The sequence below is a fragment of the Alcanivorax sp. 24 genome (assembly GCF_004360225.1).
Lineage (GTDB): Bacteria > Pseudomonadota > Gammaproteobacteria > Pseudomonadales > Alcanivoracaceae > Alloalcanivorax > Alloalcanivorax xiamenensis.
In genome coordinates, this window is the sequence record NZ_SNUA01000002.1 from 20,449 (window position 1) to 47,118 (window position 26,670).

Here is a 26,670-nt window from a genome sequence, read left to right on the forward strand (position 1 = left end):
GTCGGCGAGAGGAACTCGATGCACATTCACATTCTGGGTATTTGCGGTACTTTCATGGGGTCGCTGGCGCAGCTGGCCCGGGCCCAGGGACACCGGGTCACCGGCGCCGATCAGAACGTCTACCCACCGATGAGCGACCAGTTAGCCGCCGCCGGTATCGACCTCACCGAGGGCTATGACCCTTCGCAACTGGAGCCGGCCCCGGATCTGGTGGTGATCGGCAATGCCTTGAGCCGTGGCAATCCTGCGGTGGAGGCGGTGCTGGATCGTGGTTTGCCGTACACCTCCGGGGCGCAGATGCTGGCGGAAGTGGTGTTGCCCGGCCGCTGGGTACTGGCGGTGGCCGGCACCCACGGCAAGACCACCACCAGCAGCATGCTGGCCTGGATTCTGGAACACGCGGGACTGAATCCCGGTTACCTGATTGGCGGCGTGCCGGCCAACTTTGGTGTTTCCGCCCGTCTGGGCGAGAGCCCGTTCTTCGTGGTCGAGGCGGACGAGTACGACACCGCGTTTTTCGACAAGCGCAGCAAGTTCGTTCATTACCGGCCGCGCACCGCCATTCTCAATAATCTGGAGTTCGACCACGCCGATATCTTCGCTGATCTGGGCGCGATCCAGACCCAGTTCCACCATCTGATCCGCACCATTCCGTCTCAGGGCAGGATTATTCTGCCGCAAGGAGAGCCCGCTCTGGAGGAGACTCTGGAAAAAGGGTGCTGGAGCGAACTGGAGCGCTTCGGCGAGGGCGCCGATCCCGGCTATCGTCTATTGGCGGAGGACGGCTCCGCCTTCGAGGTGCTGGAAAAGGGTGAGACGGTGGGCCGGGTGAACTGGTCGCAAACTGGCCGCCACAGCGTCAACAACGGCATGGCGGCGCTGCTGGCGGCACGGCATGTGGGCGTGACCCTGGCCCAGGGAGCGGAAGCGTTGAGCGCGTTCCAGGGCGTGAAGCGCCGCATGGAACTGCGTGGCGAGATAGCGGGTGTGCACGTTTACGACGATTTCGCTCATCATCCCACGGCCATCGCCACCACCCTGGACGGGCTCCGCCGCAAGGTTGGTAGGCAGCGTATCGTGGCGATCATCGAACCGCGTTCCAATACCATGCGCCTGGGCCGCCATCGCGATACCCTGGCGCAAAGCACCGCCGCCGCCGACCAGGTGATCTGGTATCAGCCGCCGGGTCTGGATTGGTCCCTGGATGAGGTGGTGGCGCGGTCGCCGGTGCCGGCGCGGGTGGAGCAGGATCTTGAGGCGCTGGTGGCGGCGGTGGCCGCTGGTGAACGCGGCCCATGCCATCTGGTGGTGATGAGCAACGGTGGTTTTGGCGGCATCCACGGCAAGCTGCTGGAAGCCCTCGGCGCGGCACGGGCCTGAATGGGAGAGAGCGCGATGCGACAACGGGTCACTCTGGCGTTCACCGGTGCTTCCGGAGCCCCATACGGGCTGCGCTTGCTGCAATGTCTGCTGGAAGCGGACTGCGAGGTATACGTCTTGCTGTCGAAGGCGGCGCGGGTGGTGATTGGTACCGAGACCGATCTCAAGCTGCCCGCGGGTACCGGCGCCGCCGAGACCGCGTTGCGGGACTGGAGCGGTACCGACAAGGGCCGTCTGGTGGTCTGTGGCCTGGAGCAGTGGACCGCGCCAGTGGCCTCCGGCAGTGGCGCGCCGGCGGCCATGGTGGTGTGTCCCTGTTCCACCGGCACGCTGTCGGCCATTGCCAATGGCGCCAGCGATAATTTGATCGAACGGGCCGCTGACGTGGCCATCAAGGAACGCCGCCACCTGATCCTGGTGCCCCGGGAAGCGCCATTATCCGCTTTGCATTTGGAAAACATGCTGAAGCTGGCGCGGCTGGGGGTGACCATCCTGCCGGCGGCGCCGGGCTTCTACCATCGCCCGCAACGGGTGGAGGATCTGGTGGATTTCGTGGTGGCGCGCCTGCTGGATCACTTGGGGGTGTCGCAGACACTGGTGGCGCGCTGGGGGGAGAAAGGGGAATAGGGCGGTGGAGCCTTGGGGACCTGAAGTCGCGCAGTATTCGCTGTCAAGCCAGCTTCCCACAGCGGCTTCGTGGCCCCTCCGTGGGAAGCTGGCTTGCCAGCGAATCGAGCGTGCATGCACACGGTCCGTTCCACAATGTTGGACAGCAGTGGTCCCCCGCCCTTACAGCGTATAGTTGATCGGAATCCGCACCGCCACCGGATCACTGCCCAACTGTGCCGGAGGCGGCGGGAAGCGTAGCCGGCGCACCAGTTCCAGAGACTGCTGATCGAGAATCCGGCTGTTGGAACTGCCAACCAGCTCCACATTTTCCGCGCGGCCCTGAGCGTTGACCCGGAAGCTGACCTCCACCTCACCCTGCTGTCGGCGCATGCGTGCCCGGGCCGGGTAGACCTTGTTGTACTCGATGGTATCGCGCACCTTGCCGAGATAACGGTTCAGCGCGTTGTCATTGTCGCCGCTGCTGTGTACGCCCTTGCCGATTTCCCCGGCGATGCCTTTCTGGCCCTTGGGTTGGGGCGCGCCGCCCGCCACCTGTTCAGTGGGCTCAGCGTCCGGTTCCGCTTCGGGGGAACCGGCGGGTTCGGCCCGTGGTTCAGTGGCGGGTTCCGGCTCGGGTTTTGGCTCCGGTTTGGGGGCGGGCTTCGGCTCGGGTTTGGGTTCGGGCTTGGGCTCCGGCTTGGGGTCGGGTTTAGGCTCCGGCTTGGGCTCCGGCTTGGGCTTTGGTTTAGGCTTCGGTTTGGGTTCGGGTTTGGGCTCAGGTTTTGGTTCGGGCTTCGGCTGCGGTTTGGGGGCCGCCTGAGCCACCTGCGGTGCCGGTGCCGGCGGCGCAGGGTTGGGCGCCAGCGACAATGTCATGGCCTGCTGGCCGCCCTGAATGCCCACGCGACCGCCGGCCAGGGTAAGTGAATTCACCGTCACCAGCAGGCTGCCGTGAACCAGGATCGCGAGGGCCCAACTAATGATCAGTCGTATACTTCGCCTCACGGAGTGTTCTCGCTCTGGGTTACCAAACGAACTTCTTCCACACCCAGGTCCCGCAGTTTGCCCAGGTTTTCACGCAATACGCTGAGTGGCACACCGGCATCGGCGAGCAGCCGCACCAGCGGTAACGTGGTCCCTTGTCCATCCTCATCGGCGGCGGATGCCGCCGGGCTTTCTTCGGAGTCGCTTTGGGCCGCTTTATCGGCCGCTTCCTTTTCCCGTTTTGCCTGGTGTTCCGCGATCAGCGTGGCGAGACTCGTCTCGGCCACCGGCTCACCGTCATGGAACAACACGCCCTGTTTGTCCAGGATCAACATCAACTGGCCGGGGTCTTCCTCGGTGGCGGCCTCGGCGCTGTTCGGCGCGGTCACATCCACGGTGGGACGCGGTGCCAGCTGGCCAGCCACCATGAAGAAGATCAGCAGCAGAAACACCACGTTGATCAGCGGCAGGACCGGTTCCAGCGGCGGCCGGCGCGGGCTGTTGTCTTCCAGGTTCATGGCAGCAGCTCCAGCTGCACTTCCTTGAGGCCGGCGGCCCGGGCCACGTCAACGGCGGCAAGGGCGGCCTGCAAAGGCGCATCCGGGTCGCCGGTGATCAGGACGGCTTCATCATGACCGGCCAGGCGTTCCTTCAGTTGTTCGAGGGACAAGGCCTCGCCGTTCCAGTCCACTTTGCCTTCCGCGTTGACGTGCAACTCCAGCCAGGTTTTGTCGTCCTGCCGTTCCACGGCTTCGCTGGGCACCACGCTCACCGGCAAGTCCTTCCAGGCCCCGAAGCGGGTGGCCAGCATGAAGAACACCAGCAGAATAAAAACCACATCGATGAGTGGTGTGAGACTGATAGCCGGCGAACGGTGACGTTCGGGCTCAAGATACATGGGCGATGCGGGCCTCGCTGCTGGGAACGCTGTCCTGGGTCGGCGCGCTGTCCTGGTCAAGGCGGCGGCGCTGCACTTTCAACTGGGACAGCCGGTCCTGCAGTTTTTCCCGGCACACCTCAATGTTGCGGTCCGCCCAGTGGAAGGCGGCCAGAGCCGGGATCGCCACGGTCAGACCGGCGGCGGTGGTCAGCAGCGCTTCCCAGATACCGCCGGAGAGAATCGCAGGATCCACCTGGGAGCCGGCCTGTTCCAGAGCCTGGAAGGCGCTGATCATGCCGAAGACGGTACCGAGCAGCCCCAGCAGCGGCGCCAAGGCGCTGATTACTTCGAGAATCCGCAGTCCGCCGCGCAGTTCGTCAAGGGACTCACGGGCACGACGCAGGCTGTCTTCTTCCCAGCTCTGCTCGTCCATATCACGCTGATTCCAGGAGGTCAGCACCACCTGATCGATGGGCGTGCGGCCCGGCTTTTGCTGGGCCGGAACCTCTCCGCGCTCCAGGCTCGCCAGCAGCGCGTCCGCCTGACGGCTTGCCTTGGGGCGCACACGAGCGAACTGCAGTATCTTGGAAATCAGCGTGGCCAGGCCGATCACGGACATCAGACCAAGCACCCACATGGTGATACCACCGGAAACGAACCACTCGGGGAGGTGAAACTGCAGAGAAGAAGTCATCGCCGAACTCCATCGTGGAAAAGGCGGATATCGCCGTCGGCCGGGGCGTACTAAAGCGGATGACGGCACCTGGGGCGCCGCGACGGGACGATATCTCAGTGTGCGGGCGAGTCTAGCATTTCGCGCAGTGAATGCAAGTCATTCCTATTTACAGGAATGTGACGATGAATAGGCTGATTCAATGAGCGCGACGGATGCGGGAGGAGGCGGGAGGCGCCCGTTGGGCGCCTGTGCCTGAAGTTACCGTTTGATCAGGGTGTAGTTGAGTTCGGATTCGATGCGATCGCCGTTGATGTCCAGCATCTCCAGGGCGTTCAGCGCGGTTTCCAGATAGCGCAGCTGGCTTTCGACGTCCTCGGACTCGGGATTCAGCACCACGGTGCGATAAGCGGTACCGTCCATCTCCTTATTGCCGTAGGCCCACTGACCACGCTCGACTTCGGTGTGACCAACACGGGAGCTGTCCATGTACTCTTCGCGCAACTCGTATTGAGTCGGGCGGTCTTTCTCATCGCTGTACAGCGTCAGGGAAGTACGGATCCCGGAGCAGTCCGCGCAGGGCAACATGCCGCTGTACAAGGCCTTGTCCGCCTGGGGATTGGAGGGAGTGGAAGAACAGCCCGCCAGTGCCAGACCGGAGGCCAGACCGAAGGTAAGCAAAATCTTTTTCATGCTTCTATCTCCATATAGACCAAGCAATGTCAGATGCTAATCCATTGGAGTCGGTCGGTGTGAACGTGTTCACGTTTTTAACAGTCTTTAACCAGGGAGGAAAAGCACGGAGGGCGACGCCGCTTAATCGCGGCGGCGGGCATGAATTCTCTGGGCCACTTCGATGACCGCGATGGCCACCGCCAGGGCAATGAAAAAATACAGCAGAATCATGGATCCCCACTTGATGGCTATGGCCGGAGCACCCCCGGCCAGGATCCGGCCTGAGTAGGATATTGGGGTGTGCTCCAGGCTAAGCATAACGTCTTATGCCTGAATGGCCATAGCAAAGTGTGGGGAATGGGCACTGGAGCACATTCGGTCTGGCGGGATCAGCCCAGCGGTTTCAGGGCCCCGCCGCGTTCCTCCGCCTGTCGGTAGGCGGGGCGGCTTTCCAGCCGTTCAATGAATGCCCGGATGTTGGGCAGATTTCCGGGGGCCCGGGCCAGCGCCGCTTGCAACGGGAAGCTCATCTGGATGTCGGCGGCACTGAAGTCGTCACCGGCGAACCAGGTCTGTTGGCCAAGATGGCGCTCGACAAAGCCCAGGTGCTCGCCGAGGCGAGGGTCCAGGAAGCCCTGGTTCAGCCCTTGACTGATTTTTCTGGCCACCGGGCGGATAAAGAACGGCATCGGTGATTCCGGCACCCGGGAAAACACCAGCTTCATCACCAGCAGCGGCATCAGTGACCCCTCGGCGTAGTGCAGCCAGTATTGGTAGGCTTCGCGGCCGGAAGCGCCGGGTTCGGGGCGGAAGCGGCCCTGACCATGGTGGTCCAGCAGGTATTCAAGAATGGCGCCGGATTCGGCCACCACCCGGTCACCGTCCTGCAGTATCGGCGCTTTGCCCAGGGGATGAATTTCGCGCAGGCTTTCCGGCGCCAGCATGGTTTTGGGATCGCGCTTGTAATGAACGATTTCGTAGGGGAGTCCGAGTTCTTCCAGAAGCCAGAGAACCCGTAGTGAACGGGAATTTTCCAAATGGTGGACAGTGATCATTGAAATGCTCCGGACCGTGGCGTGACAACGTCAAAGTCCGGAGCATAGCAGAGATAATCGTGTTACCGGCGGTCGCCGTCGGCGGAAGCCGTGGTGACCCGACTGGCGTCGGTGCCCGGTTCCACCAGGGTGTGTACCGCCTTCAGTACTTCGTCCAGTACCGCCCGGGATTTCCAGGCGCTGCGATCATTGATCATCGCCGCCACCGCCCAGGTGGTGTTGTTCTGATCGCGGGTGAAGCCGGCGATGGAACGCACGTTGCTCAGTGTGCCGGTCTTGATGTGTCCTTCGCCCACCAGCGCGGTATTACGCAGCCGGTTACGCATGGTGCCGTCCATCGCCACCAGCGGTAGCGAGGCGATCAACTCGGCGGCGAACGGGCTGCGCCAGGCCTGTTGCAGCATCAGTGCCTGCTGGTGGGCGGTGATGCGCTCCACGCGGGACAATCCCGAGCCGTTCTCCAGCACTACCTGGCTGACGTCGATACCTTTCAGCCGCATCCATTCGAGGATTGCCCGGTCGGCCGCGGCAAGATCGTCCTTGTCGCCGGCCAGCCGGTTTTCCGCGCCGATGGTCAGGAACAACTGGCGGGCCATGATGTTGCTGCTCCACTTGTTGATGTCGCGGACCATGGTGACCAGATCCGGCGAGGATGTGGTCACCAGCAGCTTGGTGCCCCGCGCCAGCCGGCCAGTGCGGTCGCGGCCGGAGATCGAGCCGCCCATTTCCCGCCACAGGCCGCGAATCAGATTGGCGGTGTAGTTCTCTTGGGACATCAGGGACAGGTAACGGTCGGCACGACAATTCTCCGGCAAGGCGCCGGTGATGGTGACGGTGATCTTGCGACGGTCGGAAAAGTCCGGCTCGTATTGCAGCGCCTTGGAATTGTGTACCGGACAACGGCCCCGCTCCGGCGCGGTGACCTGGTTGTCGATCACGATCTTGCTGACGGGCGGTTCAGTGCTGACATGCACCTTGCCGTCCCGGCTCATCATACGAATGCGGAACACGTTCAGGTTGGTGAGCAGAGAGTTGGGTTCCACCAGATAGGGCGCGTAGGGGTTGTCGCCATCGTCGTTGAAATGGGGGACGCCGTTGGGCAGATGAAAGTAGCTGCCGTCGAGTATCAGGTCGCCCCGGATATGCTTGATGCCCATGGCGCGCAGATCGCGCAGCAGCAGCCACATGCGCTCCAGAGTCAGTTTGGGGTCGCCGACGCCGACATAGTACAGGTTGCCTTTCAGCGTATCGCCTTTTTGTTCGCCGTCGGTATACAGTCGGGTGTGCCACTGGAAGTTGGGCCCGAGCAGTTCCAGCGCGGCATAAGTGGTGACCAGCTTCATGGTGGAGCCCGGATTCATCTGCTCGTCGGCGTTGACGAAACGGGGTTCGCCGGGACCGTCCAGTGGAATTGCCGCCAGTGACAGGGATTCTTCCGGTAACTTCCGTTCCTGCAGGCTCTCGTAGATGTTGTCGGCCCAGGATTCGGCATTTGCCGGGGACATGACGACGAACATCAGACACAGCGACAACCAGAACGGACGGCAAGTCATGATCAATGCGGGCTCCCTCGAGTACGGCATACGGATCCGGCGTCATGGCGGCGGATCGGGGCTTCCTTGGCGCGACGGCAGGGGCGAACGCCGCCACCGCGAAATGTGGATTGGTATAAACTTGGCCTGAGAATGGCGGATGCGGAGCCAATGCCGGGTAGGTCCGGTAGCAGAGCCGCACACCATTTGAGGCAATATTAGACTAAACGAATTGCCGGTCACGGTCAGTGGCGAGCCGGGCCGCACTTTGTAAAACCTTGGAACCTGTTTGGGGCCCGGCGCGGTGGCGTAAAGGTCCCGAGCAGTCTCTGGAGTATCATGACCACTTTGTTGTTGAATCTGCGCCGGGTACCGGACGACGAAGCGGATGAAGTCCGCGCTTTGCTGGAGCGGCATGACATCCCTTTCTATGAAACCAGGCCCAGTCTTTGGGGCGTTTCCGCTGGTGGAATCTGGTTGACCCGCCCCGAGGATCGGCAGCGGGCACAGGCGCTGATGGCTGAATACCAGCAGGATCGGGGCCAGCGGCAGCGGGCCGCCTATGAGGAGGCCCGTCGTCTGGGCACCGCGCCAACCCTGTGGCGCCGATTGCGGGAACAGCCGGTACGGGCACTGGCCATGCTGCTGGCGGTGATCGCGTTGTTGCTGATCACGCTGCTGCCGTTTTTGACCTTTTAGGCAGTACCGTTATTGTGGCTCCTGAACCATTGGGGCCCCACGGTTGTGAAACAGTCTGCTTATACGCAGCACGCTGGCGCGCGGATTCGCTGCGAAGTCAGCTTCCCACAGCGACTCCGTGATTCATGCTGTGGGAACTGCCTTGGCAGCGAATACCAACAAAAGACCGATTTGAGTTGACGTCAAGACCGGTTGTGTAGCTGCAATGTCTTTGGTGGCGAGGTTTTAATGTTAGCGTCTGGCTATCCCTAGCCGTGGGCCAGATCGTCGGGATCACCGACGTTGACGCCCTTGTGCTGCAGGTCGGCGTGGTAGGAACTGCGCACCATCGGGCCGGAGGCGATGGAGGTGAAGCCCATCTTGCGGCCTTCCTCGGCGAACATCTTGAAATCGTCCGGGTGCACGTAGCGCTCCACCGGAGCATGGAAGCGACTCGGCTGCAGGTACTGGCCAATGGTGATCATGTCGACGTCGTGGTCGCGCAGATCACGCAGGGTTTCCAGTACCTGATCGTTGGTTTCACCCAGGCCGACCATGATGCCGGATTTGGTGGGCACATCCGGGCGTCGGGCGCCAAATTCCCGCAGCAGCTTCAGTGAATGCTCGTAACGGGCCCCGGGGCGGGCTTTCTTGTACAGGTGCGGCACGGTTTCGATGTTGTGGTTGAACACATCCGGTGGCGTCGCATCAAGGATATCGAGCGCATCCTCCAGGCACGGGCGGAAATCCGGCGTCAGAATCTCGATCTTGGTGTCCGGGCTGGTGGCGCGGATCTCGCGGATACAGTCGGCGAAGTGGCCAGCGCCGCCGTCCGCCAGATCATCGCGGTCCACCGAGGTGATAACCACGTACTTCAGAGCCAGATCAGCCACTGACTCGGCCAGGTGGAGAGGCTCTTCCGGGTCCAGCGCGTTGGGACGGCCGAAGCCCACGTCACAGAACGAACAGCGGCGGGTGCAGATATCGCCCATGATCATGAAAGTGGCGGTGCCGCCGCCAAAACATTCCGGCAGGTTGGGACAAGAGGCCTCTTCACACACGGTGTGCAGTTTCTGCCGGCGCAGCATGCTCTTGATACGCTGGATCTCGCCGTTGGCGGGCACTCGCACCCGGATCCAGTCCGGCTTGCGCTCGCGTGCCGGCGCTTCCTCGTTAACCATGGGAATGGTGCGGACCTTGTCGGCGCCACGCAGCTTGTCGCCGATACGGACTTTCTGTTTTGCCGGACGTTTCGCCTGTGCTTCGCTCATCTGTTCTCTCGCCTTGGCGTGTAGGCGCCTTTTGGGCGCCTGCTCAATGTCATCAGGGCCGGGTAGGCCTGCGTTACCGCTGAAGCCGTCAGGCCTCGGGTTTCCGCTGGGGTAAAGTGTACCAGTCCGGTGGCGGTGCTGTCCGGGGCTCAAGCCCCAGGCGGTGGGCGAGAATCGTAACCAGATCCTCTTCCACCTGCTGCCGGGTCAGTGTCAGGCCTTCGGCGGCCAGGCTGGTCATGGGCTGGCCGGCGTAGCCGCATGGGTTGATGCGCTGCCAGGGCGTGGCGTCCGCGTCCCGATTCAGCGCCAGGCCATGATAGCTGCCCTTGCGGCGAATGCGCAGGCCCAATGAGGCGATCTTGGCGCCGTTCACATAGACCCCGGGGGCGTCCTCGCGGTTGACGGCGTCGATGCCCTGGGTCGCCAGATAGTCCACCACCGCTTGTTCAATGGCGTTAACCAGCCCGCGGCTGCCCATTCCCAGGCGCCGCACGTCCAGCATCAGATAGACCACGGTCTGGCCGGGACCATGGTAAGTGACCTGGCCGCCGCGGTCGCTGCGCACCACCGGGATATCGCCGGGGTTGAGTACGTGTTCGGGTTTGCCGGCCTGGCCCAGGGTATATACCGGCGGATGCTCCAGCACCCACAGTTCGTCGGGTGTGCTGTCATCCCGTTGTTCGGTGAAATCCCGCATGGCCCGCCAGCAGGTGTCGTAATCCGCCTGCGGCAGATAGCGGACGAGCAGGTTCATCGGCACGCTCCGGTTCGTGTTACAGGGTGATTTTCACATGGGGGCAGGCGTTCAGTTCCCGATACAGGGCTTCCACCTGTCCTTTGTCCTGAACCGTGATGCGGGCGGTGAGGGCAATGAAATTGCCGCGGCTGCTGGGGCGGGCGCTGAGATTGCGCGGGCGGTCGAAATCCAGCTCCAGTACACGCTCGATGATGTCCACCACCGCATCTTCCAGGGGGGCGTCCACGGCGCCCATCACTTTCAAATGCATGGTGTGGGGAAATTCCCAAAGCTCTTCACGGATGGCCATGTCGATTCTCGCTACGGTGACGTCATACGCCGCAGAGGCGGCGCTTGAACGCTATATAGTGGCGGGCGAGGATTTTCCAAGTCTCGCCGGGGTGGCCGTCGCCCACCGGGCGGTCGTCCAGAGTCACCACCGGTACCACGTCGCGGGTGGAGCTGGAGATCCAGACCTCATCGGCGTCGCCCAGTTCGGCCTCGCTGATTTCCCGTTCGCGCAGGGGCAGGTCTTGCTCACGGCATAGCTCGATGACCAGGTCACGGGTAATGCCGCCGAGAATGGCGTGACTTGCCGGCGGGGTGGCGATCTCGCCGTCCTTGACGATGAAGACGTTGCTGGCGGCGCCTTCGGTGACGAAGCCGTCATGGATCAGAATCGCCTCGCGGGCGCCGACGGCGATCGCCTGCTGCCGCAGCAGGATGTTCGGCAGCAACGATATGGACTTGATATCGCATCGGGCCCAGCGGATATCATCCAGGGTAATGGCGGCGACGCCGGTGATCCGGTCCGGTGTGTTCACGGTTGGCACCGCCAGCGGCGAGGTGCTCATGAACACCGTGGGCGGCACCGGCGGATCGGGAAAGGCGTGATCGCGCTGGTCGGCGGCGCCACGGGTGATTTGCAGGTATAGCGACAGATTGCCGCCGCCATTGCGTTGGATCAGTTCCTCGCAACGGCGACGCCAACCGGCCCGGTCATGCGGGTTGATCAGATAGAGCGCCGACAGGGAACGTTCCAGCCGGCGCAGATGTTCCTCGAAGCGGAACAGAACCCCGTTGAAGGCGGGGATCACCTCGTATACCCCATCGGCGAACAGGAAACCGCGATCCATCGGCGAGATGCGAGCCTGCTCCATGGCCATGAAGGCGCCGTTGAGGTAGACCGTGCTCATCAGAACAGGCCTTTGAAGAACAGTATGATGTGGTCCCACAGACGCGAGAAGAAGCCGCCTTCTTCCACGCTTTCCAGCGCCACCAGCGGCGTTTCGCTGATCACTTCGTCGTCCAGACGGATGGTGACCTTGCCGTATTGCTGGCCTTTCTCGATCGGGGCGCGCAGTTGCGGATCAATCGTCATGTCCGCTTGCAGACGGTCGGCGCTGTCCCGCGGCACGGTCAGCTGCACGTCCTTCTCCGGACCCAGGCGCACGGTATCGGCGGCTCCCAGCCAGACATCCGGGTTGGCGAGGACATCGTTGGCGCTGTAGGCCTTGTAGGATTCGAAGAAGCGGAATCCGTAGGTCAGCAGCTTCTGGGTTTCCTGAGCGCGGGCCTGTTCGGAGGCGGTGCCCATGACCACGCTGATCAGGCGCATGTCGTCGCGTTTGGCGGACGCCACCAGGCAGTAACCGGCTTCGTCGGTGTGGCCGGTTTTCAAGCCATCGACGGTGGAATCCCGCCACAACAGCAGGTTGCGGTTGGTCTGGGTGATGCCGTTGTAGGTGAATTCCTTTTCGGCATAGATATCGTAGTGTTCCGGATAGTCGTTAATGATGGCCCGGGCCAGCCGTGCCATATCGTGGGCGGTACTGTGGTGGTTTTCCGCCGGCCAGCCGGTGGCGTTCATGAAGTGGGTGTCGTTCATGTTCAGGGCCCGCGCCTGCTGGTTCATCAGATCGGCGAAGGCATCCTCGGAACCGGCGATGTACTCGGCCATGGCGACACTGGCGTCGTTGCCGGACTGAATGATGATACCGCGCAGCAGATCGTCGATGGCGGCTCGCGTACCTTCCTTCAGGAAGGTACGCGAGCCGCCCATGCGCCAGGCCTTGACGCTGACCGGCGCCTGGTCCTGGAGTGAAATATTGCCGGATTGAATCTCCCGCTCGGCGATGTAGGCGGTCATCATCTTGGTCAGACTGGCCGGTGGCATGGTCTGATCAGCGTTGTGCTCGACGATGATATGGCCGCTGCGGGCGTCCATCAGAATATAGCTGCGGGCTTCCACCGAGGGCGCGCGCGGCACGCTGCTCTGAGCCTGTCCGATCAGCGGCAGCAGCGCCAGACAGGCGGCGGCGAATAAAAAGAAGATATCGCGAAGGGCAATTCTCTGGGTCATGGTTTCCTGCCTGTTAGTACTTCTTGTCGACTCCGGCTCGGGACCGGATGCGGTGATGGCCTGTTTCCAGCGTCGACGCAGCCGCGAGGCGCGGACCTTGGAAAGAATTCACAGGGCCTGAAATTTCCGGGCCTTAGCGAACCGGCATCGGATTGCCGAAACCGGCCTGCTGGCATGCCTGGCGCGCTTGCTCCTGGTCGTCCAGGCTGGCGAAGGGGCCCAACCACACCTTGTAGTAGGCGCTGTCGTCCGGTTTGCGCACGGTCACTGGCAGCTTCAGCCGGTGGCGCAACTGGCGTTCCAGATCACGGGCGCCGTCCAGAGCCCGGAAAGCGCCGGCCTGGAGATAAAGGTCCCCGGATTCGGCCTGGGTTTTACCGGCCTCCGGAGGCGGGCTGTCCAGTGCCGCACGTACCGCGGTGGGTACGGTGCCCTGACGACGGCCTCCAGGGCGTTTCTCTGGCATCAGCGCTTCCACCCGGACATGGCCGGTACCGTTTTGCTCGATGCCGAGGCGAACCGCGGCGGCCCAGGACAGATCAATGATGCGATCGGAATGGAAGGGACCGCGGTCGTTCACCCGCACCACCAGTTGCTTGTTATTGTCCAGATTGGTGACACGTACGTAAGTGGGTAGTGGCAAGGTGCGATGGGCGGCGGTGAACCGGTACATATCGTAGGGTTCGCCGCTGGAGGTTCGATAGCCGTGAAATTTGCGGCCATACCAGGATGCCAGTCCTTCTTCCTGGTAACCCTCGGAGGAGGGCAGCACATGATAGGTCTGCCCCCATACGGAGTAAGTGGTCGGGTTGCCGTAACGGCTGGGAGGTTCGGCCTTGGGTACCGGTTCCGGCATCCGCTCGACGCTGTGCCGCTCCCGGGCCGGAGGCGGGCTGTCGGTGTCATGGGCGTAACGGTCCGAGCCCGGTGCGCCGGCGGGGTCGCGGGCCGGGGCATCACCGGTGGCGCCGACGGAGGCCGGCGTGGTCGCCGGGGGCGCCAGGCTACAGGCGCCCAGAGCCAGGGCCAGCGCACTGATCAGAAGGGCACGCATCAAGACCTGTCCTCTTCCAGAGCATGGGCCAGCTGCCGGGACAGCTGCAGCACTGCCATGGCGTAGAGTTCGCTGTGGTTGTATCGAGTGATCACGTAAAAGTTGCGCGTCACCATCCAGAATTCGTGTCCTTTTTCACCGGTCAGGTCCAGCAGCGCCACCTGGGTGTCGTCCGCCAGATCAAAACAGTATTCGCTGCCGAGGGTATCATCCTGGCAGCTCACTGCCACTACGCCGTTTTTCCGGGCCGTGGAGAGACTGAAAGAGGGCTTGTAGCCTTTTTTCGCCAACGCCTGATAGCCCTGCCCTTCGATTCTGGCACGGGCGGCCACCGGAAAGCCCGGTTGCCAATGATGACGATGGAAATAATTTGCAACACTGCCGATGGCGTCGGCGGGGCTGTTGACCAGATCGGTGACGCCATCCTGATCATAGTCCACCGCGTAGGCCTGGTAACTGGTGGGGATGAACTGCGCCAGGCCCATGGCGCCGGCGTAGGAGCCGGTGATCTCACTGGCGTTGATATGGGCCTGATTTTCCATCTCCATCAGGGCCACCAACTGACCGCGGAAGAAAGATGCCCGCGGGGGATAGTCGAAGCCCAGGGTGGTCAGGGCGTCGAGCACCCGGTAGGTACCCTTATGACGGCCGTAGTAGGTTTCCACGCCGATGATGGCGAGGATGATTTCACGGGGCACGCCATACTCGGCTTCGGCCCGGGCCAGGTCCTGTTGATTCTCCCTGGCGAAGGCGACGCCGGCATCGACCCGTTCCTGCTGTAAAAAGATTTTCTGATAGCGGGCCCAGGTCATGGTGTGTTCCGCGGGACGCGCGATGGACTCGAGAATCTTGTCCTGACGTCGGGCCTGGGACAGCAGTTCCCGGGCCCGTTTTTCGTCCACGCCTTTTTTCACCACTTCCTGGATCAGGGCTTCCGCCTGGGGATGACGGGCATATCCTTGCTCTTCGGCAAAGGCCATGGCCGCGGGGAAAACAGCGGCGAGGAAAGCAAAGGGGGTGAGCAGGGCGGACAGTCTTACACCCATGAGTTTCTCCATAAAAACAGGGGGGATGGGGCTGGGGCCATAATATCGGGGTCGGCGAGGTTAAACCATGATCGCGGCGCGCGCCGCGCCGGCGGCCGACCCCAATTGCTGACCATGGAATCCGCCGCCAGTTCAGAAGTTGATGAAGCGCCGGTGGGTGTGGATCGACATCAACATGCCGAAACTGGCCAGCAGGGTGACGATCGAGGTGCCGCCGTAGCTGACCAGCGGCAGCGGTACCCCGACCACGGGCAGCAGGCCGGATACCATGCCCACGTTGACGAATACGTAGATGAAAAAGGTCATGGTCAGAGCCGCCGCCAGCAATCGGCTGAAGGTTTCCTGGGCCTGCCAACTGATGAAGAAGCCGCGTCCGATGATCACCAGATAGACCGCCAGTAACAGCAGGAACCCGATCAGACCAAACTCTTCCCCAAGCACGGCGAGAATGAAATCGGTGTGGGACTCCGGCAGGAAATCCAGCCGCGACTGGGTGCCGTCCTGCCACCCCTTGCCGCCGATGCCGCCGGAGCCGATGGCGGTTTTTGACTGGATGATGTTCCAGCCCGCGCCGCGCGGGTCCGCCTCCGGATTCAGGAACGTATCCACCCGGGTGCGCTGGTAATCGTGCAGAACGAAGAAATACATCAGCGGCGCGGCCACCACCAACACCAGCACCGCCAGCCCGATCAGGCGCCAGGACAGACCGGCCATGAACAAGACCACCAGGCCGGCGGCGGCAATCAGCAGCGCGGTGCCCAGATCCGGCTGCATGGCGATCAACACCGTCGGCAGGAAGATGAGCACCAGTGAGCCGAGCACATTGCGTTTTGACGGTGGCAGAGTACGGTCGCTGAAGAACCAGGCGACCATCGCCGGTACCGCGAGTTTCATCAATTCCGCGGGCTGAAAGCGGCCGATGCCGGGCAGACTCAGCCAGCGCTGTGCGCCCTTGGCCTCGGTGCCCACAAGAATAACCAGTGCCAACAGGGCCAGGCCGACGCCGTACACCAGAGGGGCCCAGAAACGGAATGTCCTCGGTGGTAGTTGCGCCAGCACCAGCATCACCAGCAAACCGCCGCCGAAGCGGATGGCCTGGCGGACCACTGTGTCCAGGCTGCCGCCGCTGGCGCTGTAGAGGACCGCCAGGCCGCCCAGCATGGTCAACAGAAGGGCCGCCAGCAGCGGTGGGTCCAGATGCAGGCGCGTGGCCACCGGGGTGCGGAAGATGGCATGGCCGCCGTTGTCGGTGGTTCTGACCGGATCGACTTGACTCATTGGGCGGCCGTCCTGGTCGAGTGGGCGGCGGCGGTGGTATTGACCGGTGCGGGCAGCGCATTCTGTATGGGTGGCCGCGCCAGCGGTTTCGGAACGCTCGGATTACCGTCCTCGTCCAGCAGCCAGGCGTCCATCACCTGACGGGCCACCGGGCCGGCCACGGAACCGCCATGACGGCCATTCTCCACCATCACCGCCACGGCGATGGCCGGGTTTTCAACCGGCGCGAAGGATACGATCAGAGCATGGTCGAGCATGCGTTCCGCCAATTCTTCCTCGTTATAGGTTTCTTCCTGGCCAACCGAAAACACCTGAGCGGTGCCGCTTTTGGCGCCCATATGATAGCGGGCGTCCTTGGCCATGACACGGCCGGTGCCGCGGTTGCTGTGAACCACGGCTTCCATGGCGTGCTTCATGCGCTCCCAGTTTTGAGGGTCCTTGAGCACGATATCCGGACGGCGCGGCGGATGGGTTTCATCGGCGGCCAGGGTGGGCACCACCTGGTGGCCGTCGTTGGCGAGTATCGCCGTGGCCACCACCAGTTGCAGCGGTGTGGTGAGCATGAAGCCTTGTCCAATACTGGTGTTGATGGTGTCGCCATGGAACCAGGGCGCGTTACGAGCGGCCCGCTTCCATTGGCGGGAGGGCATGTTCCCCTCGGATTCGTTGAGCAGGTCGATGCCGGTGGCTTCGCCGATGGAGAAACCGATCATGAAATCGTGCATGCGGTCGATGCCGAGCCGGAACCCCATATCGTAGAAATAAGTGTCACAGGATTGCACCACCGCTTTTTCCATATCCACTTGGCCATGCCCCCAGCGCTTCCAGTCCCGGTAGCGGTGCGGGTTGCCCTCCAGGCTGAAATAGCCGGGGTCGTGGATGGTCCTCTCCCAGGTGGTGACGCCGGCATCCAGGCCCGCCAGACCGAGCATGGGTTTCACCGTGGAACCCGGCGGATAACGGCCCTGCAAGGCGCGGTTGAACAGGGGGTGGTCGTGATCCTGCTGATATCGGGCATAGTCCTTATGGGAGATGCCGGTAACGAACAGATTGGGATCGAAGCCCGGGCGGCTGACGAAGGCGAGCACGCTGCCGTCGCGGGGATCAATGGCGACCACCGCGCCGCGCCGCTCGCCGAGGGCGTCATAGGCGGCCTGCTGCACTTTCAGATCCAGGGACAGACGCAGATCGCCACCGGGTATCGGTGGCTGCTCTTCCAGAACCCGCAGGATCCGGCCGCGGGCGTTGGTTTCCACCTGACGATAGCCAACCTGCCCGTGCAGCCGATGCTCGTAATAGCGCTCCACGCCGGTGCGGCCGTAATAATGGGTGCCGCTGTAGTTACGCTGTTCGGCCAGGGTCATGTTGTCCAGATCCTCGGCACTGAGGCGGTTGACGTAACCGAGCACGTGGGAAAACAGATGGCTGTGAGGGTAAAAGCGCACCGGTGAGGCCGTTACCCGGGCGCCGGGCAATTCGTGTTGATGCACCGCGATGCGGGCAATCTCCTCCTCGGTGAGCCGGCCACGCAGTGGGATCGGTTCCCACGGGCGGCGGGCGCTGGTGCGGCGCCGCTCGAACCGCTCCAGGTCGTCGTCGGTAAGCGGGATCAGGCGGCGGATACGATCCAGTGTGTCGTTGAGGTCCGCGCTTTGTTCCACCGCCAGTTCCAGGGTGAAGTCCGGCCGGTTCACCGCCAGAATTTCCCCGTTGCGATCGGTGATCAGGCCGCGCGGAGGCGACATCGCCTGGGTCAGCACCCGGTTGTTGTCACTAAGAGTGGTGAACCGGCTGTGCTGGGCAATCTGCAGCCAGGCCATGCGCCCGACCAGTACCAGTGACAACACCAGCACCAGCGCCACCGCCACCAGCAGACGCAGGCTGAACAGACGGTGCTCGTGATGGTGGTCCTTGAGGGTCAGCGGTTGGCGCATGTGGACCCTGTGATCGGTTCCGTGACCGGTCGCCATGGCACGGTGATCGGAACGAAATGTGAGTGTGGATCGCGCATGGCAGCCAGATTACCGGGTGGTTTTGCTCAGCGATGATAGGGGTGGCCGGCAAGCAGCGTCCAGCCACGATACAGCTGTTCGGCAAGTAATACCCGCACCAGAGGGTGCGGCAGCGTCAACGCCGACAGCGACCAGCGCTCGTCGGCGTCGGCGGACAATCTGGCACACAACCCATCCGGGCCTCCCACCAGCAGCGCCAGATCCTGCCCGAGATCCCGCAATTCGCCGAGGCGTTGTGACAGCATGGGCGTATCCACCGCTTTGCCGGTGACCTCCAGAGCCACCACGCGGGCGCCGGGCAGTTTCTCCAGCCGCTTGCGGATGGCCTCACCCTCGGTCCGCACCAAAGCGGCGACGTCGCCCTTGGCCCGCTTGGGCAGTGGGATCTCCTCCAGCAGCAGGCGCATGTCCGGGGGCAGCCGCTTCTGGTACTCCTGGAAGCCCTGCTCGACCCAGGCCGGCATGCGAGTGCCGACGGCAAACAGATGGATGCGCATAGACTCTCCTGCGGCGCCCTCCTGAACCGGCCCTGAGTGATGCCGGCTCAGGCAAATGGGACTGCGAAACGGCTGGCGGGTTCAGCCCGGATCCTTGTTGGCCGGCGTGCCGGTCCGCTCGGGATGGTGATCCGGATTGCGCCATAGACGTTCCAGATCATAGAACTCGCGAGTGGCGGGCAGCATCAGATGGACAATGACGTCACCGAGATCCACCAGGATCCACTCGGCGCCTTTTTCGCCTTCGGTACCCAGCGGGCGATAACCGGCCTGTTTGGCCCGTTCCACCACGTTGTCCGCCAGGGCTTTGACGTGGCGGTTGGAGGTGCCGCTGGCGATGACCATATCGTCCGCCACACTGGTGAGCTCGCGAACATCCAGGTGGGTGACGTTCCGTGCTTTCAGCTCTTCGAGAGCGTCGAGTACCAGATCCAGCAGAGAGGTGTCAGAACTCATGGGGCCTCGTTGTTTCCATTGTATTGGCGCCGGTATTGGTAGTGGCGTCGGTATTGGTAGTGACGTCGATGTTGGTAATGGCGTCGGTATCGGGTTCTATGATTCCGGGCGCCGCCGGGGCAGCGGATGTCCGCACATTATACAAACCATGGCGGCGGATATGCGCTTCCACCACCGGGGTCAGGGCACGGCATTGTCCCCGATGCTCCAGCGCCTCGCGGATGGCGGTGGCGGAAATGTCCATATGCGGATGCGTCAGCATCAGCCGGCGCCCCGCCGGAAGGGTCTGCAGCAGGCGCGCCTGGCCGCGTGGAAAGGCCTTTTCCACCGCCGGCAGCGGTGCCGGCGCGCCGGGGCGGGGGACCACCGCCAGATGGCACAGGGCGGCGAAGCGGCGCCAGCCGTGCCATTGATGCAGGCTGGCGAAGCTGTCGGCGCCGATCATGAACACCAGTGGCCGCCGCCGGCCAATGAGGCGGCGAAAGTGCTGCAACGTCAGGTGAGTGTAGGACGGGCCGGCCTGCCGCAACTCCCAGTCATCCGCCTGCAGGGCCGGATGTCCGGCGCAGGCCAGGCGCACCATGGCCAGGCGCTGGCTGGCGTTCGCCAAGGGCTGGGGCCGATGTGGCGGCACCGCGTTGGGCAGCAACCGCACCGGTGCGTCACCGAGCACCTGGGACACGGCCAGGGCGGCGCGCACATGGGCGCCATGAACCGGGTCGAAGGTGCCGCCGAACAGGATAAGAGGCCGGACGCCGGACGCCGGATACTGGACGCTAACCATGGAGACCTCCCGGCTTTAGCGTCTGGCGTCTGGCGTCTGGCGTCTGGCGATGAGGCTGGAGATTCAGAATCCGCTCCCGTTACTGACGCACATGCCCGTCGCCCAGCACCGCCCATTTTTGACTGGTCAGCCCTTCCAGGCCCACCGGGCCCCGGGCATGGAGCTTATCGGTGGAAATACCGATCTCCGCGCCCAGGCCGTATTCGAAGCCGTCGGCGAAGCGGGTGGAAGCGTTGACCATCACCGAGCTGGAATCCACTTCGGCGAGAAAACGCCGTGCCCGGGTGTAGTTCTCGGTGATGATTGCTTCGCTGTGCTGGGAACTGTAGCGATGGATGTGATCCATGGCCTGATCCAGACCATCGACGAGGCGAATCGCCAGAATCGGTGCCAGATACTCTTCTTCCCAGTCGCTTTCCGTGGCGGCGGCGATGTCCTTCAGCAGCGCCCGGGTGCGTTCGCAGCCCCGCAGCTCCACACCCTCTTCCCGGTACATCCGCGCCAGCTCTGGCAGCACGGTGGCGGCGATGTCCCGGTGCACCAGCAGCGTTTCCATGGTGTTACAGGTGCCATAGCGCTGGGTTTTGGCGTTGTAGGCGACCTTGATCGCCTTGTCGGCATCGGCGTCCACATCGATGTAGGTGTGGCAGTTACCGTCCAGATGTTTGATCACCGGCACCCGTGCTTCCCGGCTGATGCGCTCGATCAGGCCCTTGCCGCCACGGGGAACGATCACGTCCACGTATTCGGGATGGGTGATCAACTCGCCCACCGCGGCGCGGTCGGTGGTTTCCAGTACCTGTACCGCGGTTTCCGGCAGGCCGGCGGCGGCCAGGCCCTGGCGCAGGCAGGCGGCGATGGCCTGATTGGACTCAATGGCTTCGGAACCGCCACGCAGAATCGCCGCGTTGCCGGATTTCAGGCACAGTGCCGCCGCGTCGATGGTGACGTTGGGACGGGATTCGTAAATGATGCCGATCACGCCCAGGGGCACGCGCATGCGGCCCACCTGGATGCCGGACGGACGATAGTTCAAATCGGTGATTTCCCCCACCGGATCGGCCAGCGCGATGACCTGCTCGAGCCCTTCCACCATGCCTTCGAAGCGTGCCGGGGTCAGTTCCAGGCGATCCAGCAAGGCCGCGTCCAAGCCGTTGTCGCGGCCCCGCGCCAGGTCGCCCTGGTTGGCGGCGAGAATGGTGTCACGGTGCTCGCGCAACGCCCCGGCGATGGCCATCAGGGCATTGTTCTTGTCACCGGCGCTGGCCCGGGCCATGGCGCGGGCGGCGTCGCGGGCCTGCTCGCCCACGTTGGCCATGTACTGCTGGATATCCATGTGTTCTGTCATGCCGTGTCGATCGGAAGCCCCATAGTATAGGTGCAGGACGACAGCGGCGAAACCGGCGCCGTCACGCTGCTCCGGTGCGGGCCTCCAGGACCCGCACCATCGGTGTGCGGCGGGTACGCGGAATGGGCAGCCGCTGGTAGTAATCCGCCGGGTCGTGAATGTCGAGATGGTGGAAACCGAGGGCGCGAAAATGGGCCCGGCTCTGCTCATTGGAGTCGAAGTGGAAGCTGACCTGGCTGCGGGACAGGACACCGAGCACGCCACCCAGGGTTTTCAGGGTCCGCTGAATACGGCGGTTGGCGTAAAGCGGATAATTGTCGGTGAGATAACGGCCGTCGGGAAAGCCGGCCAGCGATGTCGCCAGCCGTTGCCAGAACGGGCTGATCGAGGCCAGCGAGAAATAGTTGATCAGGCCTTCGGTGACCACCGCCACCGGCTTGTCCGGGGCGAAGCGGGCCAGCAGGGCGGGCACGCTGTCTTCGCCTTGTTCCAACAGAATGTTGACCGGTTCCACCCGGTGCCGGTCGCCAAGCGCACCGAGCCGCGCCAGCAGCCGTCGTTTGCGCCGGGCCATGTCCGGCAGATCCGCTTCCACATAGGTCATGTGGGGGTACTGCTGGCGAAAACGATAGCCGCGCGGGCTCAGACCGCAGGCGATTTCCAGAATCTGCAGGTCCGGGTAGTGCTCTATCAGTGACCGCAGGCGGGCGTCGATGAGGTAATGGCGTTGCAGCAGGAAGGTGCGGATATTGCCGCCCAGCAGTTGCTTGCCCACCGCCTCGAAGGGGGTCATCGCATGGTATAGCAAGGCCCCGGCGCGGGTCTGGAAATCCGCCGAGGAAAGCCCGTTACGCACCCACACCTGGCCGGTATAAAGAGCGGTAAAGCTGATCGAGGAGGTGTCCAGACGCTGCGGCATAGGTCGTTCCTGGCGACGATGACAATAATGTGAACCGACCCTAGCAGAACGGCGGGTTCCGAGCGGGCCAATCCGGGCCTGACCCGGTGCCGCCTTCAACGGAGCCCAGTGGTTGTAGAGGGAGCAGAGAGAGGCCGGATCAAGTCCGGCATGGCGTTTTCAGGTTTTGGCGTGCCGGCGTGCCGCGTGTAAGCGTGCCAGCGATCGGTCTTACCTTTCCAGAATCGGCGGCAGGGGCTGGCCGGTGAGGCGCAGCACCAGGCTGCTGAGATGTTTCCAGGGATCGCCGGGAGCCATGCCCTTGACGGTGCGGTCGGCGCGGATCGCCAGGGCCTGGGCCTGATGCAACTGGCGCGGCCGCAGGCGCGAAGCCTGGGTTTCCATGGCGCGCATGCGGGCGGGTGGCATGCGTGGCGGGTTGCCGCCGGTGAGCAGGGCGTCCAGGCCGCGCAGGTGGCGGCTCAGGGCCCACAGGATCACCGGCGGCTCCACGCCCTCGGCCCGCAGTGTTCGCAGGACCCGCAGGGCGCGGGCGGGATCGCCCTGGGCGGTGGCGTCGGTGAGATCGAAAGGCGTGTAACGGCTGGAATCGCCCACCGACTGTTGCACGGTTTCCGGGGTCACGTGGCCGTCCTCGGCCAGCAGGGCCAGTTTGTCCACCTCCTGGGCGGCGGCCAGCAGGTTGCCTTCACTGCGCTGGATCAGCAGTTCCAGGGCGTCTTCGTCCGCGTTGAGACCGCGGCTGGCCAGACGGTCCCGCAACCAGGGGTAAAGCTGGCGCCCTTCCACCGGCCAGATCTCGATGACCGCGCCGCAACCGTCCAGCGCCTTGACCCAGGCGCTACCCCAGTCCTTGCGACGGTCCAACCGTGAACAGCGGATCAGCAGCAGGGTGTCGGGGGAGGGGCTGGCCATCAGGTCCCGCAGGATCTGGCTGCCGGCTTTGTCCGGGCGCTTGTCGTTGAGCACGACCTCAAGGATTCGGCGGCCGCCAAACAGGCTCAGGCTTTGCGCTTCGTTGAGCAGGGCGTTCCAGTCGATGCCGGTGTCGGCGCTGAAACGCTGTCGCTCCTCGAAGCCGCGCTGGCGGGCCGCGGCCCGCAGGGCGTCCAGGGTTTCGTCTTGTTGCAACGGCTCGTCGCCGGCCACCAGATAGACCGGCAGCAGCTCTTCGCCGTTGAGGTGTTTGCCCAGTTGGTCCGCGCGCAGCCGCATGGCGGTCAGTTCCGTTGTACTTTGCGGGAAGCGTCCGCCAACTGGTTGATCAGGCGGTAGACGATGTCGTCGTACAGATCCTGGCGGATCATTTCTTCCTCGTCGGACGAGGCGGTGATGTTGTCCGGGTAGTAGGCCAGGTTACGCAGTGCCCGGATGTGGCGGGGCGGGTTGAGTGGCGCCTGGGTGTCGCGGTCGATCAACTGCCACACCAGTTCATAATGCAATTCCAGTTCGGCGATCCGCCCGCGCTCGTCCACCGCCGCCGTGCGCCGGTCCCAACGTTCGTCGATGACCCGGATCACGTAGGGCGACTCGCCATGCAGCAGTACGCCCAGCGGCGTCAGCTCCCGTTCCAGGGTGTAGCGCAATTGAGCGGTGCCACCAGCCAGGGTGACACTCTCGAATTGCGGGGTGTGGGTCTGGCCGCGCAACTGCCAGCCGCTGCACGCCGTCAGAAGAAGTGTGGCGAGAACAAGCAACAGTGTGCGATGTGGGACGAGCGTCATGACGATCTCCGTGGGCTGTTGACCTCGCGTTGGCGGTCTTGCCGGTTAGGGCGCCGCCTCTGAACAACGTCATGCCGGACTTGTCCGGCATCTCCATCCACGGAGCCATGCGCTCTCCGGAGGGAGATCCCGGGTCAGGCCCGGGATGACGGGGTGTATTCAGAAACGCTTTAGTTGGCAACCATTAGTTGACGACAAGGTTAACCAGTTTGCCGGGCACCACGATGACCTTGCGCACGGTCTTGCCGTCGATGAACTTGCGCACGTTCTCTTCGGCCATGGCCAGCGTTTCCAGGGCAGCGTTGTCGGCGTCCGCCGGTGCTTCCAGTTTGGCGCGCACCTTGCCATTTACCTGCACCACCAGTTCCACACTGTCCTTGACCAGAGCGCTTTCGTCCACTTCGGGCCAGACGGCGTCGATCACCGCGTCATCATGGCCCAGTGCCCGCCACAACTGGTGAGAGGCGTGGGGAATAATGGGTGACAGCAACAGCACCGCGGCTTCCAGCGCTTCCTGACGGACCGCGCCTGCCTGTGGATCATCGGCGGCAAGACGGCCGGTGTCGTTGATCAACTCCATCACCGCGGCGATGGCGGTATTGAAGGTGTAACGGCGGCTGAAGTCGTCGCTGACCTTCTGAATGGTCTCATGGGTCTTGCGGTGCACGGCCTTGGCGTCGGCACTCAGTGTGTTCGCATCCAGTGCCGGGGCGGCGCCGTCTTCGACATGCTCGGCCACCATCCGCCACAAGCGCTTGATAAAGCGGTGCGCGCCTTCGACGCCGGCGTCGTTCCATTCCAGCGACTGTTCCGGTGGCGCCGCGAACATCATGAACAGCCGCACGGTATCGGCACCGTATTGCTCGATCATCTGCTGTGGGTCCACGGTATTGCCCTTGGACTTGGACATCTTGGCCCCGTCCTTGAGCACCATGCCCTGGCACAGCAGCCGCTTGAACGGTTCGTCGCTGTCGAGCAGGCCGGCGTCACGCATCAGCTTGTGGAAGAAGCGTGAGTAGAGCAGGTGAAGGATGGCGTGTTCGATGCCGCCCACGTACTGGTCCACCGGCAGCCAGTAATTGGCGGCGGCGGGGTCCAGCATGGCCTGGTCACTGTCCGGACTGGCGAAGCGGGCGAAGTACCAGCTCGATTCCATGAAGGTGTCGAAGGTGTCGGTTTCGCGCAGGGCGGGCTGGCCGTTGTACTCGGTTTTCGCCCACTCCGGGTCCGCCTTGATCGGCGAGGTGACGCCGTCCATCTCCACGTCCTCGGGCAGCACCACCGGCAATTGGTCCTCGGGCACCGGCACCTGGCTGCCGTCTTCCAGAGTCAGCATCGGGATCGGTGCGCCCCAGTAGCGCTGGCGGGATACACCCCAGTCGCGCAGACGGTAGTTGACCTTCTTTTCGCCCAGGCCGCGCTCACTGAGCCAAGCGGCAATGGCGTCGAAAGCCGCCTCGGAGGTGAGGCCGTCGAATTCGCCGCTGTTGACCAGCTTACCCTTGACGGTAAAGGCCTCCTTGGTCAGATCGATGGTTGCGTCGCCGGCGGGTTCGATCACCTGGCGGATCGGCAGATCGTATTTCCGCGCGAACTCAAAATCGCGCTGGTCGTGGGCGGGCACCGCCATCACCGCCCCGGAGCCGTAGTCCATCAGCACGAAGTTGGCGATCCACACCGGTACTTCCTCGCCGCTGATCGGGTGGAGAGCATAGCGGCCGGTGAATACGCCTTTTTTCTCCATGGTGGCGAGATCCGCCTCGGCCACTTTGGTATGGGTGCATTCGTCAATGAAAGCGGCGATGTCCGCGTTGTCCCGGGCGGCCAGTCGCGCCACCGGATGCTGTGCCGCCACCGCCACATAGCTGACCCCCATAAGGGTGTCCGGGCGGGTGGTGTAGACGCTCAGGGCGTCGTCGCTGTCCCGCAACGCGAAGTCAAGCTGAACGCCTTCGGACCGGCCGATCCAGTTGCGCTGCATGGTCTTGACCTGTTCCGGCCAGCCGTCCAGCTGATCCAGGTCTTCCAGCAATTGATCCGCGTAGGCGGTGATTTTCACGAACCACTGGGGAATGTCCTTGCGCTCCACCAGAGCGCCGGAGCGCCAGCCGCGTCCGTCGATCACCTGTTCGTTGGCGAGCACGGTCTGGTCCACCGGATCCCAGTTGACGGTGGACATTTTCTTGTAGACCAGACCCTTCTCGTAAAGCCGGGTGAAGAACCACTGCTCCCAGCGGTAGTACTCCGGGCGGCAGGTGGCCAGCTCGCGGCTCCAGTCATAGCCGAAACCGAGCTGTCTGAGCTGGCGCTTCATGTAGTCGATGTTCTCGTAGGTCCAGTGCGCCGGCGCGCTCTGGTTCTTCACCGCCGCGTTTTCCGCGGGCAGGCCGAAAGCGTCCCAGCCCATTGGCTGCATCACGTTCTTGCCCTGCATGCGCTGATACCGGCTGATTACATCGCCGATGGTGTAGTTGCGCACATGGCCCATGTGTAGTCGACCGGAGGGATAAGGGAACATGCTCAGGCAATAGAATTTTTCCTTGCCCGGTTGCTCGGTGACTTTGAAGGTCTCCTGATTCTCCCAGTATTCCTGGGCTTCCCGTTCTACCTGGTCGGGGCGATACTGTGCGTCCATCGGTTCTCTTAGCGTTAGGTCAATGGGTGTCTGGCAGTGTGTCGTCGAATAAGTCATGTCGCATGACCGGCGGGCGGTG

The 26,670-nt window shown here is 63.4% G+C and carries 27 protein-coding genes; 3 read left to right on the forward strand and 24 right to left on the reverse strand.

The features are described 5' to 3' along the window. The first annotated feature begins 18 nt into the window (after positions 1–18). Together mpl and E0L37_RS02610 are read left to right on the forward strand one after the other, a co-directional pair. Positions 19–1,380 carry a UDP-N-acetylmuramate:L-alanyl-gamma-D-glutamyl-meso-diaminopimelate ligase gene (gene mpl / locus E0L37_RS02605; protein ID WP_133490262.1) on the forward strand — a complete coding sequence of 454 codons (1,362 nt, stop codon included), beginning with the start codon at positions 19–21 and terminating at the stop codon, positions 1,378–1,380. 15 nt (positions 1,381–1,395) lie between these two features. Next, positions 1,396–2,007 (forward strand): flavin prenyltransferase UbiX, encoded by a 612-nt coding sequence (locus E0L37_RS02610; RefSeq protein ID WP_133490263.1) that lies wholly within the window; start codon positions 1,396–1,398, stop codon positions 2,005–2,007. A gap of 162 nt (positions 2,008–2,169) precedes the next feature. Here E0L37_RS02610 and E0L37_RS02615 read toward each other — a convergent pair whose 3' ends face one another. From E0L37_RS02615 to dacB, 7 genes are all read right to left on the reverse strand, one after another. Continuing rightward, positions 2,170–2,994, reverse strand: a complete 825-nt coding sequence (locus E0L37_RS02615; protein ID WP_133490264.1) for an energy transducer TonB — start codon at positions 2,992–2,994, stop codon at positions 2,170–2,172. Continuing rightward, a complete protein-coding gene (locus tag E0L37_RS02620) occupies positions 2,991–3,491 on the reverse strand; it encodes a biopolymer transporter ExbD (protein ID WP_133490265.1) in 501 nt (166 codons plus the stop codon). Before E0L37_RS02620 ends, E0L37_RS02615 begins: the two co-directional genes overlap by 4 nt. Next, entirely contained in the window at positions 3,488–3,871 is a 384-nt protein-coding gene (locus E0L37_RS02625; protein ID WP_133490266.1) for a biopolymer transporter ExbD, read from the reverse strand. Before E0L37_RS02625 ends, E0L37_RS02620 begins: the two co-directional genes overlap by 4 nt. Next, the gene (locus E0L37_RS02630; RefSeq protein WP_133490267.1) at positions 3,861–4,547 is read right to left on the reverse strand and encodes a MotA/TolQ/ExbB proton channel family protein; all 687 of its coding nucleotides are present in this window, start codon (positions 4,545–4,547) and stop codon (positions 3,861–3,863) included. Before E0L37_RS02630 ends, E0L37_RS02625 begins: the two co-directional genes overlap by 11 nt. A gap of 240 nt (positions 4,548–4,787) precedes the next feature. Then, a complete protein-coding gene (locus E0L37_RS02635; RefSeq protein ID WP_133490268.1) occupies positions 4,788–5,219 on the reverse strand; it encodes a copper resistance protein NlpE in 432 nt (143 codons plus the stop codon). 371 nt (positions 5,220–5,590) lie between these two features. Next, positions 5,591–6,256, reverse strand: coding sequence for a glutathione S-transferase family protein (locus tag E0L37_RS02640; RefSeq protein WP_133490269.1), 666 nt, complete (start codon positions 6,254–6,256; stop codon positions 5,591–5,593). A gap of 62 nt (positions 6,257–6,318) precedes the next feature. Continuing rightward, entirely contained in the window at positions 6,319–7,809 is a 1,491-nt protein-coding gene (dacB, locus tag E0L37_RS02645; protein WP_240687417.1) for a D-alanyl-D-alanine carboxypeptidase/D-alanyl-D-alanine-endopeptidase, read from the reverse strand. Between the two features lie 318 nt (positions 7,810–8,127). Between dacB and E0L37_RS02650 the strand changes: the two genes are divergently transcribed. Beyond that, positions 8,128–8,487 carry a DUF6164 family protein gene (locus E0L37_RS02650; protein ID WP_133490271.1) on the forward strand — a complete coding sequence of 120 codons (360 nt, stop codon included), beginning with the start codon at positions 8,128–8,130 and terminating at the stop codon, positions 8,485–8,487. Positions 8,488–8,735: 248 nt separating this feature from the next. Here the strand turns inward: E0L37_RS02650 and lipA are convergent, their stop codons facing one another. From lipA to leuS, 17 genes are all read right to left on the reverse strand, one after another. Further along, positions 8,736–9,737: a lipoyl synthase gene (gene lipA, locus E0L37_RS02655; RefSeq protein WP_133490272.1), complete on the reverse strand. Its 1,002-nt coding sequence runs from the start codon at positions 9,735–9,737 to the stop codon at positions 8,736–8,738. Positions 9,738–9,825: 88 nt separating this feature from the next. Then, entirely contained in the window at positions 9,826–10,494 is a 669-nt protein-coding gene (gene lipB, locus E0L37_RS02660) for a lipoyl(octanoyl) transferase LipB (RefSeq protein ID WP_133490273.1), read from the reverse strand. 19 nt (positions 10,495–10,513) lie between these two features. Further along, positions 10,514–10,786: a DUF493 domain-containing protein gene (locus E0L37_RS02665; protein WP_133490274.1), complete on the reverse strand. Its 273-nt coding sequence runs from the start codon at positions 10,784–10,786 to the stop codon at positions 10,514–10,516. Between the two features lie 22 nt (positions 10,787–10,808). Further along, complete coding sequence (locus tag E0L37_RS02670) at positions 10,809–11,672, reverse strand: D-amino acid aminotransferase (RefSeq protein ID WP_133490275.1); 864 nt, start codon at positions 11,670–11,672, stop codon at positions 10,809–10,811. Further along, positions 11,672–12,838 (reverse strand): D-alanyl-D-alanine carboxypeptidase family protein, encoded by a 1,167-nt coding sequence (locus E0L37_RS02675; protein WP_133490276.1) that lies wholly within the window; start codon positions 12,836–12,838, stop codon positions 11,672–11,674. Before E0L37_RS02675 ends, E0L37_RS02670 begins: the two co-directional genes overlap by 1 nt. Before the next feature lie 133 nt (positions 12,839–12,971). Further along, positions 12,972–13,892 (reverse strand): septal ring lytic transglycosylase RlpA family protein, encoded by a 921-nt coding sequence (locus tag E0L37_RS02680; RefSeq protein ID WP_133490277.1) that lies wholly within the window; start codon positions 13,890–13,892, stop codon positions 12,972–12,974. Continuing rightward, the gene (gene mltB / locus E0L37_RS02685) at positions 13,892–14,938 is read right to left on the reverse strand and encodes a lytic murein transglycosylase B (RefSeq protein WP_133490278.1); all 1,047 of its coding nucleotides are present in this window, start codon (positions 14,936–14,938) and stop codon (positions 13,892–13,894) included. The genes E0L37_RS02680 and mltB overlap by 1 nt, the downstream gene beginning before the upstream one ends. Before the next feature lie 132 nt (positions 14,939–15,070). Beyond that, positions 15,071–16,216 (reverse strand): rod shape-determining protein RodA, encoded by a 1,146-nt coding sequence (gene rodA, locus E0L37_RS02690; RefSeq protein ID WP_205655571.1) that lies wholly within the window; start codon positions 16,214–16,216, stop codon positions 15,071–15,073. After that, positions 16,213–18,150 carry a penicillin-binding protein 2 gene (gene mrdA, locus E0L37_RS02695; protein ID WP_133490279.1) on the reverse strand — a complete coding sequence of 646 codons (1,938 nt, stop codon included), beginning with the start codon at positions 18,148–18,150 and terminating at the stop codon, positions 16,213–16,215. Before mrdA ends, rodA begins: the two co-directional genes overlap by 4 nt. 104 nt (positions 18,151–18,254) lie before the next feature. Beyond that, entirely contained in the window at positions 18,255–18,725 is a 471-nt protein-coding gene (gene rlmH, locus E0L37_RS02700; RefSeq protein WP_080530565.1) for a 23S rRNA (pseudouridine(1915)-N(3))-methyltransferase RlmH, read from the reverse strand. Positions 18,726–18,806: 81 nt separating this feature from the next. Continuing rightward, complete coding sequence (gene rsfS / locus E0L37_RS02705) at positions 18,807–19,181, reverse strand: ribosome silencing factor (RefSeq protein ID WP_022996036.1); 375 nt, start codon at positions 19,179–19,181, stop codon at positions 18,807–18,809. Continuing rightward, positions 19,171–19,965, reverse strand: a complete 795-nt coding sequence (gene nadD / locus E0L37_RS02710; protein ID WP_133490280.1) for a nicotinate-nucleotide adenylyltransferase — start codon at positions 19,963–19,965, stop codon at positions 19,171–19,173. The genes rsfS and nadD overlap by 11 nt, the downstream gene beginning before the upstream one ends. A gap of 79 nt (positions 19,966–20,044) precedes the next feature. Next, entirely contained in the window at positions 20,045–21,301 is a 1,257-nt protein-coding gene (locus E0L37_RS02715) for a glutamate-5-semialdehyde dehydrogenase (RefSeq protein ID WP_133490281.1), read from the reverse strand. A 73-nt stretch (positions 21,302–21,374) separates the two neighbouring features. Next, on the reverse strand, positions 21,375–22,232 hold the full coding sequence (locus tag E0L37_RS02720; protein ID WP_133490282.1) for a class I SAM-dependent methyltransferase: 858 nt from the start codon (positions 22,230–22,232) through the stop codon (positions 21,375–21,377). Between the two features lie 210 nt (positions 22,233–22,442). Then, a complete protein-coding gene (holA, locus tag E0L37_RS02725) occupies positions 22,443–23,447 on the reverse strand; it encodes a DNA polymerase III subunit delta (protein ID WP_133490283.1) in 1,005 nt (334 codons plus the stop codon). Between the two features lie 5 nt (positions 23,448–23,452). Beyond that, positions 23,453–23,956 (reverse strand): LPS assembly lipoprotein LptE, encoded by a 504-nt coding sequence (lptE, locus tag E0L37_RS02730; RefSeq protein WP_133490284.1) that lies wholly within the window; start codon positions 23,954–23,956, stop codon positions 23,453–23,455. A 184-nt stretch (positions 23,957–24,140) separates the two neighbouring features. Beyond that, positions 24,141–26,591: a leucine--tRNA ligase gene (gene leuS / locus E0L37_RS02735; RefSeq protein ID WP_133490285.1), complete on the reverse strand. Its 2,451-nt coding sequence runs from the start codon at positions 26,589–26,591 to the stop codon at positions 24,141–24,143. Positions 26,592–26,670 lie beyond the last annotated feature (79 nt).

Excerpts from the sequence above, each read along its gene's own strand:
- E0L37_RS02715 (WP_133490281.1), bottom strand. The coding sequence starts at position 21,301 with ATGGATATCCAGCAGTACATGGCCAACGTGGGCGAGCAGGCCCGCGAC.
- E0L37_RS02640 (WP_133490269.1), bottom strand. The coding sequence starts at position 6,256 with ATGATCACTGTCCACCATTTGGAAAATTCCCGTTCACTACGGGTTCTC.
- lptE (WP_133490284.1), bottom strand. The coding sequence starts at position 23,956 with ATGACGCTCGTCCCACATCGCACACTGTTGCTTGTTCTCGCCACACTT.
- rodA (WP_205655571.1), bottom strand. The coding sequence starts at position 16,216 with ATGAGTCAAGTCGATCCGGTCAGAACCACCGACAACGGCGGCCATGCC.
- lipA (WP_133490272.1), bottom strand. The coding sequence starts at position 9,737 with ATGAGCGAAGCACAGGCGAAACGTCCGGCAAAACAGAAAGTCCGTATC.
- E0L37_RS02610 (WP_133490263.1), top strand. The coding sequence starts at position 1,396 with ATGCGACAACGGGTCACTCTGGCGTTCACCGGTGCTTCCGGAGCCCCA.
- rlmH (WP_080530565.1), bottom strand. The coding sequence starts at position 18,725 with ATGCGCATCCATCTGTTTGCCGTCGGCACTCGCATGCCGGCCTGGGTC.
- leuS (WP_133490285.1), bottom strand. The coding sequence starts at position 26,591 with ATGGACGCACAGTATCGCCCCGACCAGGTAGAACGGGAAGCCCAGGAA.
- E0L37_RS02625 (WP_133490266.1), bottom strand. The coding sequence starts at position 3,871 with ATGTATCTTGAGCCCGAACGTCACCGTTCGCCGGCTATCAGTCTCACA.
- E0L37_RS02670 (WP_133490275.1), bottom strand. The coding sequence starts at position 11,672 with ATGAGCACGGTCTACCTCAACGGCGCCTTCATGGCCATGGAGCAGGCT.
- E0L37_RS02680 (WP_133490277.1), bottom strand. The coding sequence starts at position 13,892 with ATGCGTGCCCTTCTGATCAGTGCGCTGGCCCTGGCTCTGGGCGCCTGT.
- rsfS (WP_022996036.1), bottom strand. The coding sequence starts at position 19,181 with ATGAGTTCTGACACCTCTCTGCTGGATCTGGTACTCGACGCTCTCGAA.
- holA (WP_133490283.1), bottom strand. The coding sequence starts at position 23,447 with ATGCGGCTGCGCGCGGACCAACTGGGCAAACACCTCAACGGCGAAGAG.
- E0L37_RS02650 (WP_133490271.1), top strand. The coding sequence starts at position 8,128 with ATGACCACTTTGTTGTTGAATCTGCGCCGGGTACCGGACGACGAAGCG.
- mltB (WP_133490278.1), bottom strand. The coding sequence starts at position 14,938 with ATGGGTGTAAGACTGTCCGCCCTGCTCACCCCCTTTGCTTTCCTCGCC.
- E0L37_RS02675 (WP_133490276.1), bottom strand. The coding sequence starts at position 12,838 with ATGACCCAGAGAATTGCCCTTCGCGATATCTTCTTTTTATTCGCCGCC.
- E0L37_RS02720 (WP_133490282.1), bottom strand. The coding sequence starts at position 22,232 with ATGCCGCAGCGTCTGGACACCTCCTCGATCAGCTTTACCGCTCTTTAT.
- lipB (WP_133490273.1), bottom strand. The coding sequence starts at position 10,494 with ATGAACCTGCTCGTCCGCTATCTGCCGCAGGCGGATTACGACACCTGC.
- E0L37_RS02630 (WP_133490267.1), bottom strand. The coding sequence starts at position 4,547 with ATGACTTCTTCTCTGCAGTTTCACCTCCCCGAGTGGTTCGTTTCCGGT.
- nadD (WP_133490280.1), bottom strand. The coding sequence starts at position 19,965 with ATGGTTAGCGTCCAGTATCCGGCGTCCGGCGTCCGGCCTCTTATCCTG.
- E0L37_RS02620 (WP_133490265.1), bottom strand. The coding sequence starts at position 3,491 with ATGAACCTGGAAGACAACAGCCCGCGCCGGCCGCCGCTGGAACCGGTC.
- mrdA (WP_133490279.1), bottom strand. The coding sequence starts at position 18,150 with ATGCGCCAACCGCTGACCCTCAAGGACCACCATCACGAGCACCGTCTG.
- mpl (WP_133490262.1), top strand. The coding sequence starts at position 19 with ATGCACATTCACATTCTGGGTATTTGCGGTACTTTCATGGGGTCGCTG.
- E0L37_RS02635 (WP_133490268.1), bottom strand. The coding sequence starts at position 5,219 with ATGAAAAAGATTTTGCTTACCTTCGGTCTGGCCTCCGGTCTGGCACTG.
- E0L37_RS02665 (WP_133490274.1), bottom strand. The coding sequence starts at position 10,786 with ATGGCCATCCGTGAAGAGCTTTGGGAATTTCCCCACACCATGCATTTG.
- dacB (WP_240687417.1), bottom strand. The coding sequence starts at position 7,809 with ATGACTTGCCGTCCGTTCTGGTTGTCGCTGTGTCTGATGTTCGTCGTC.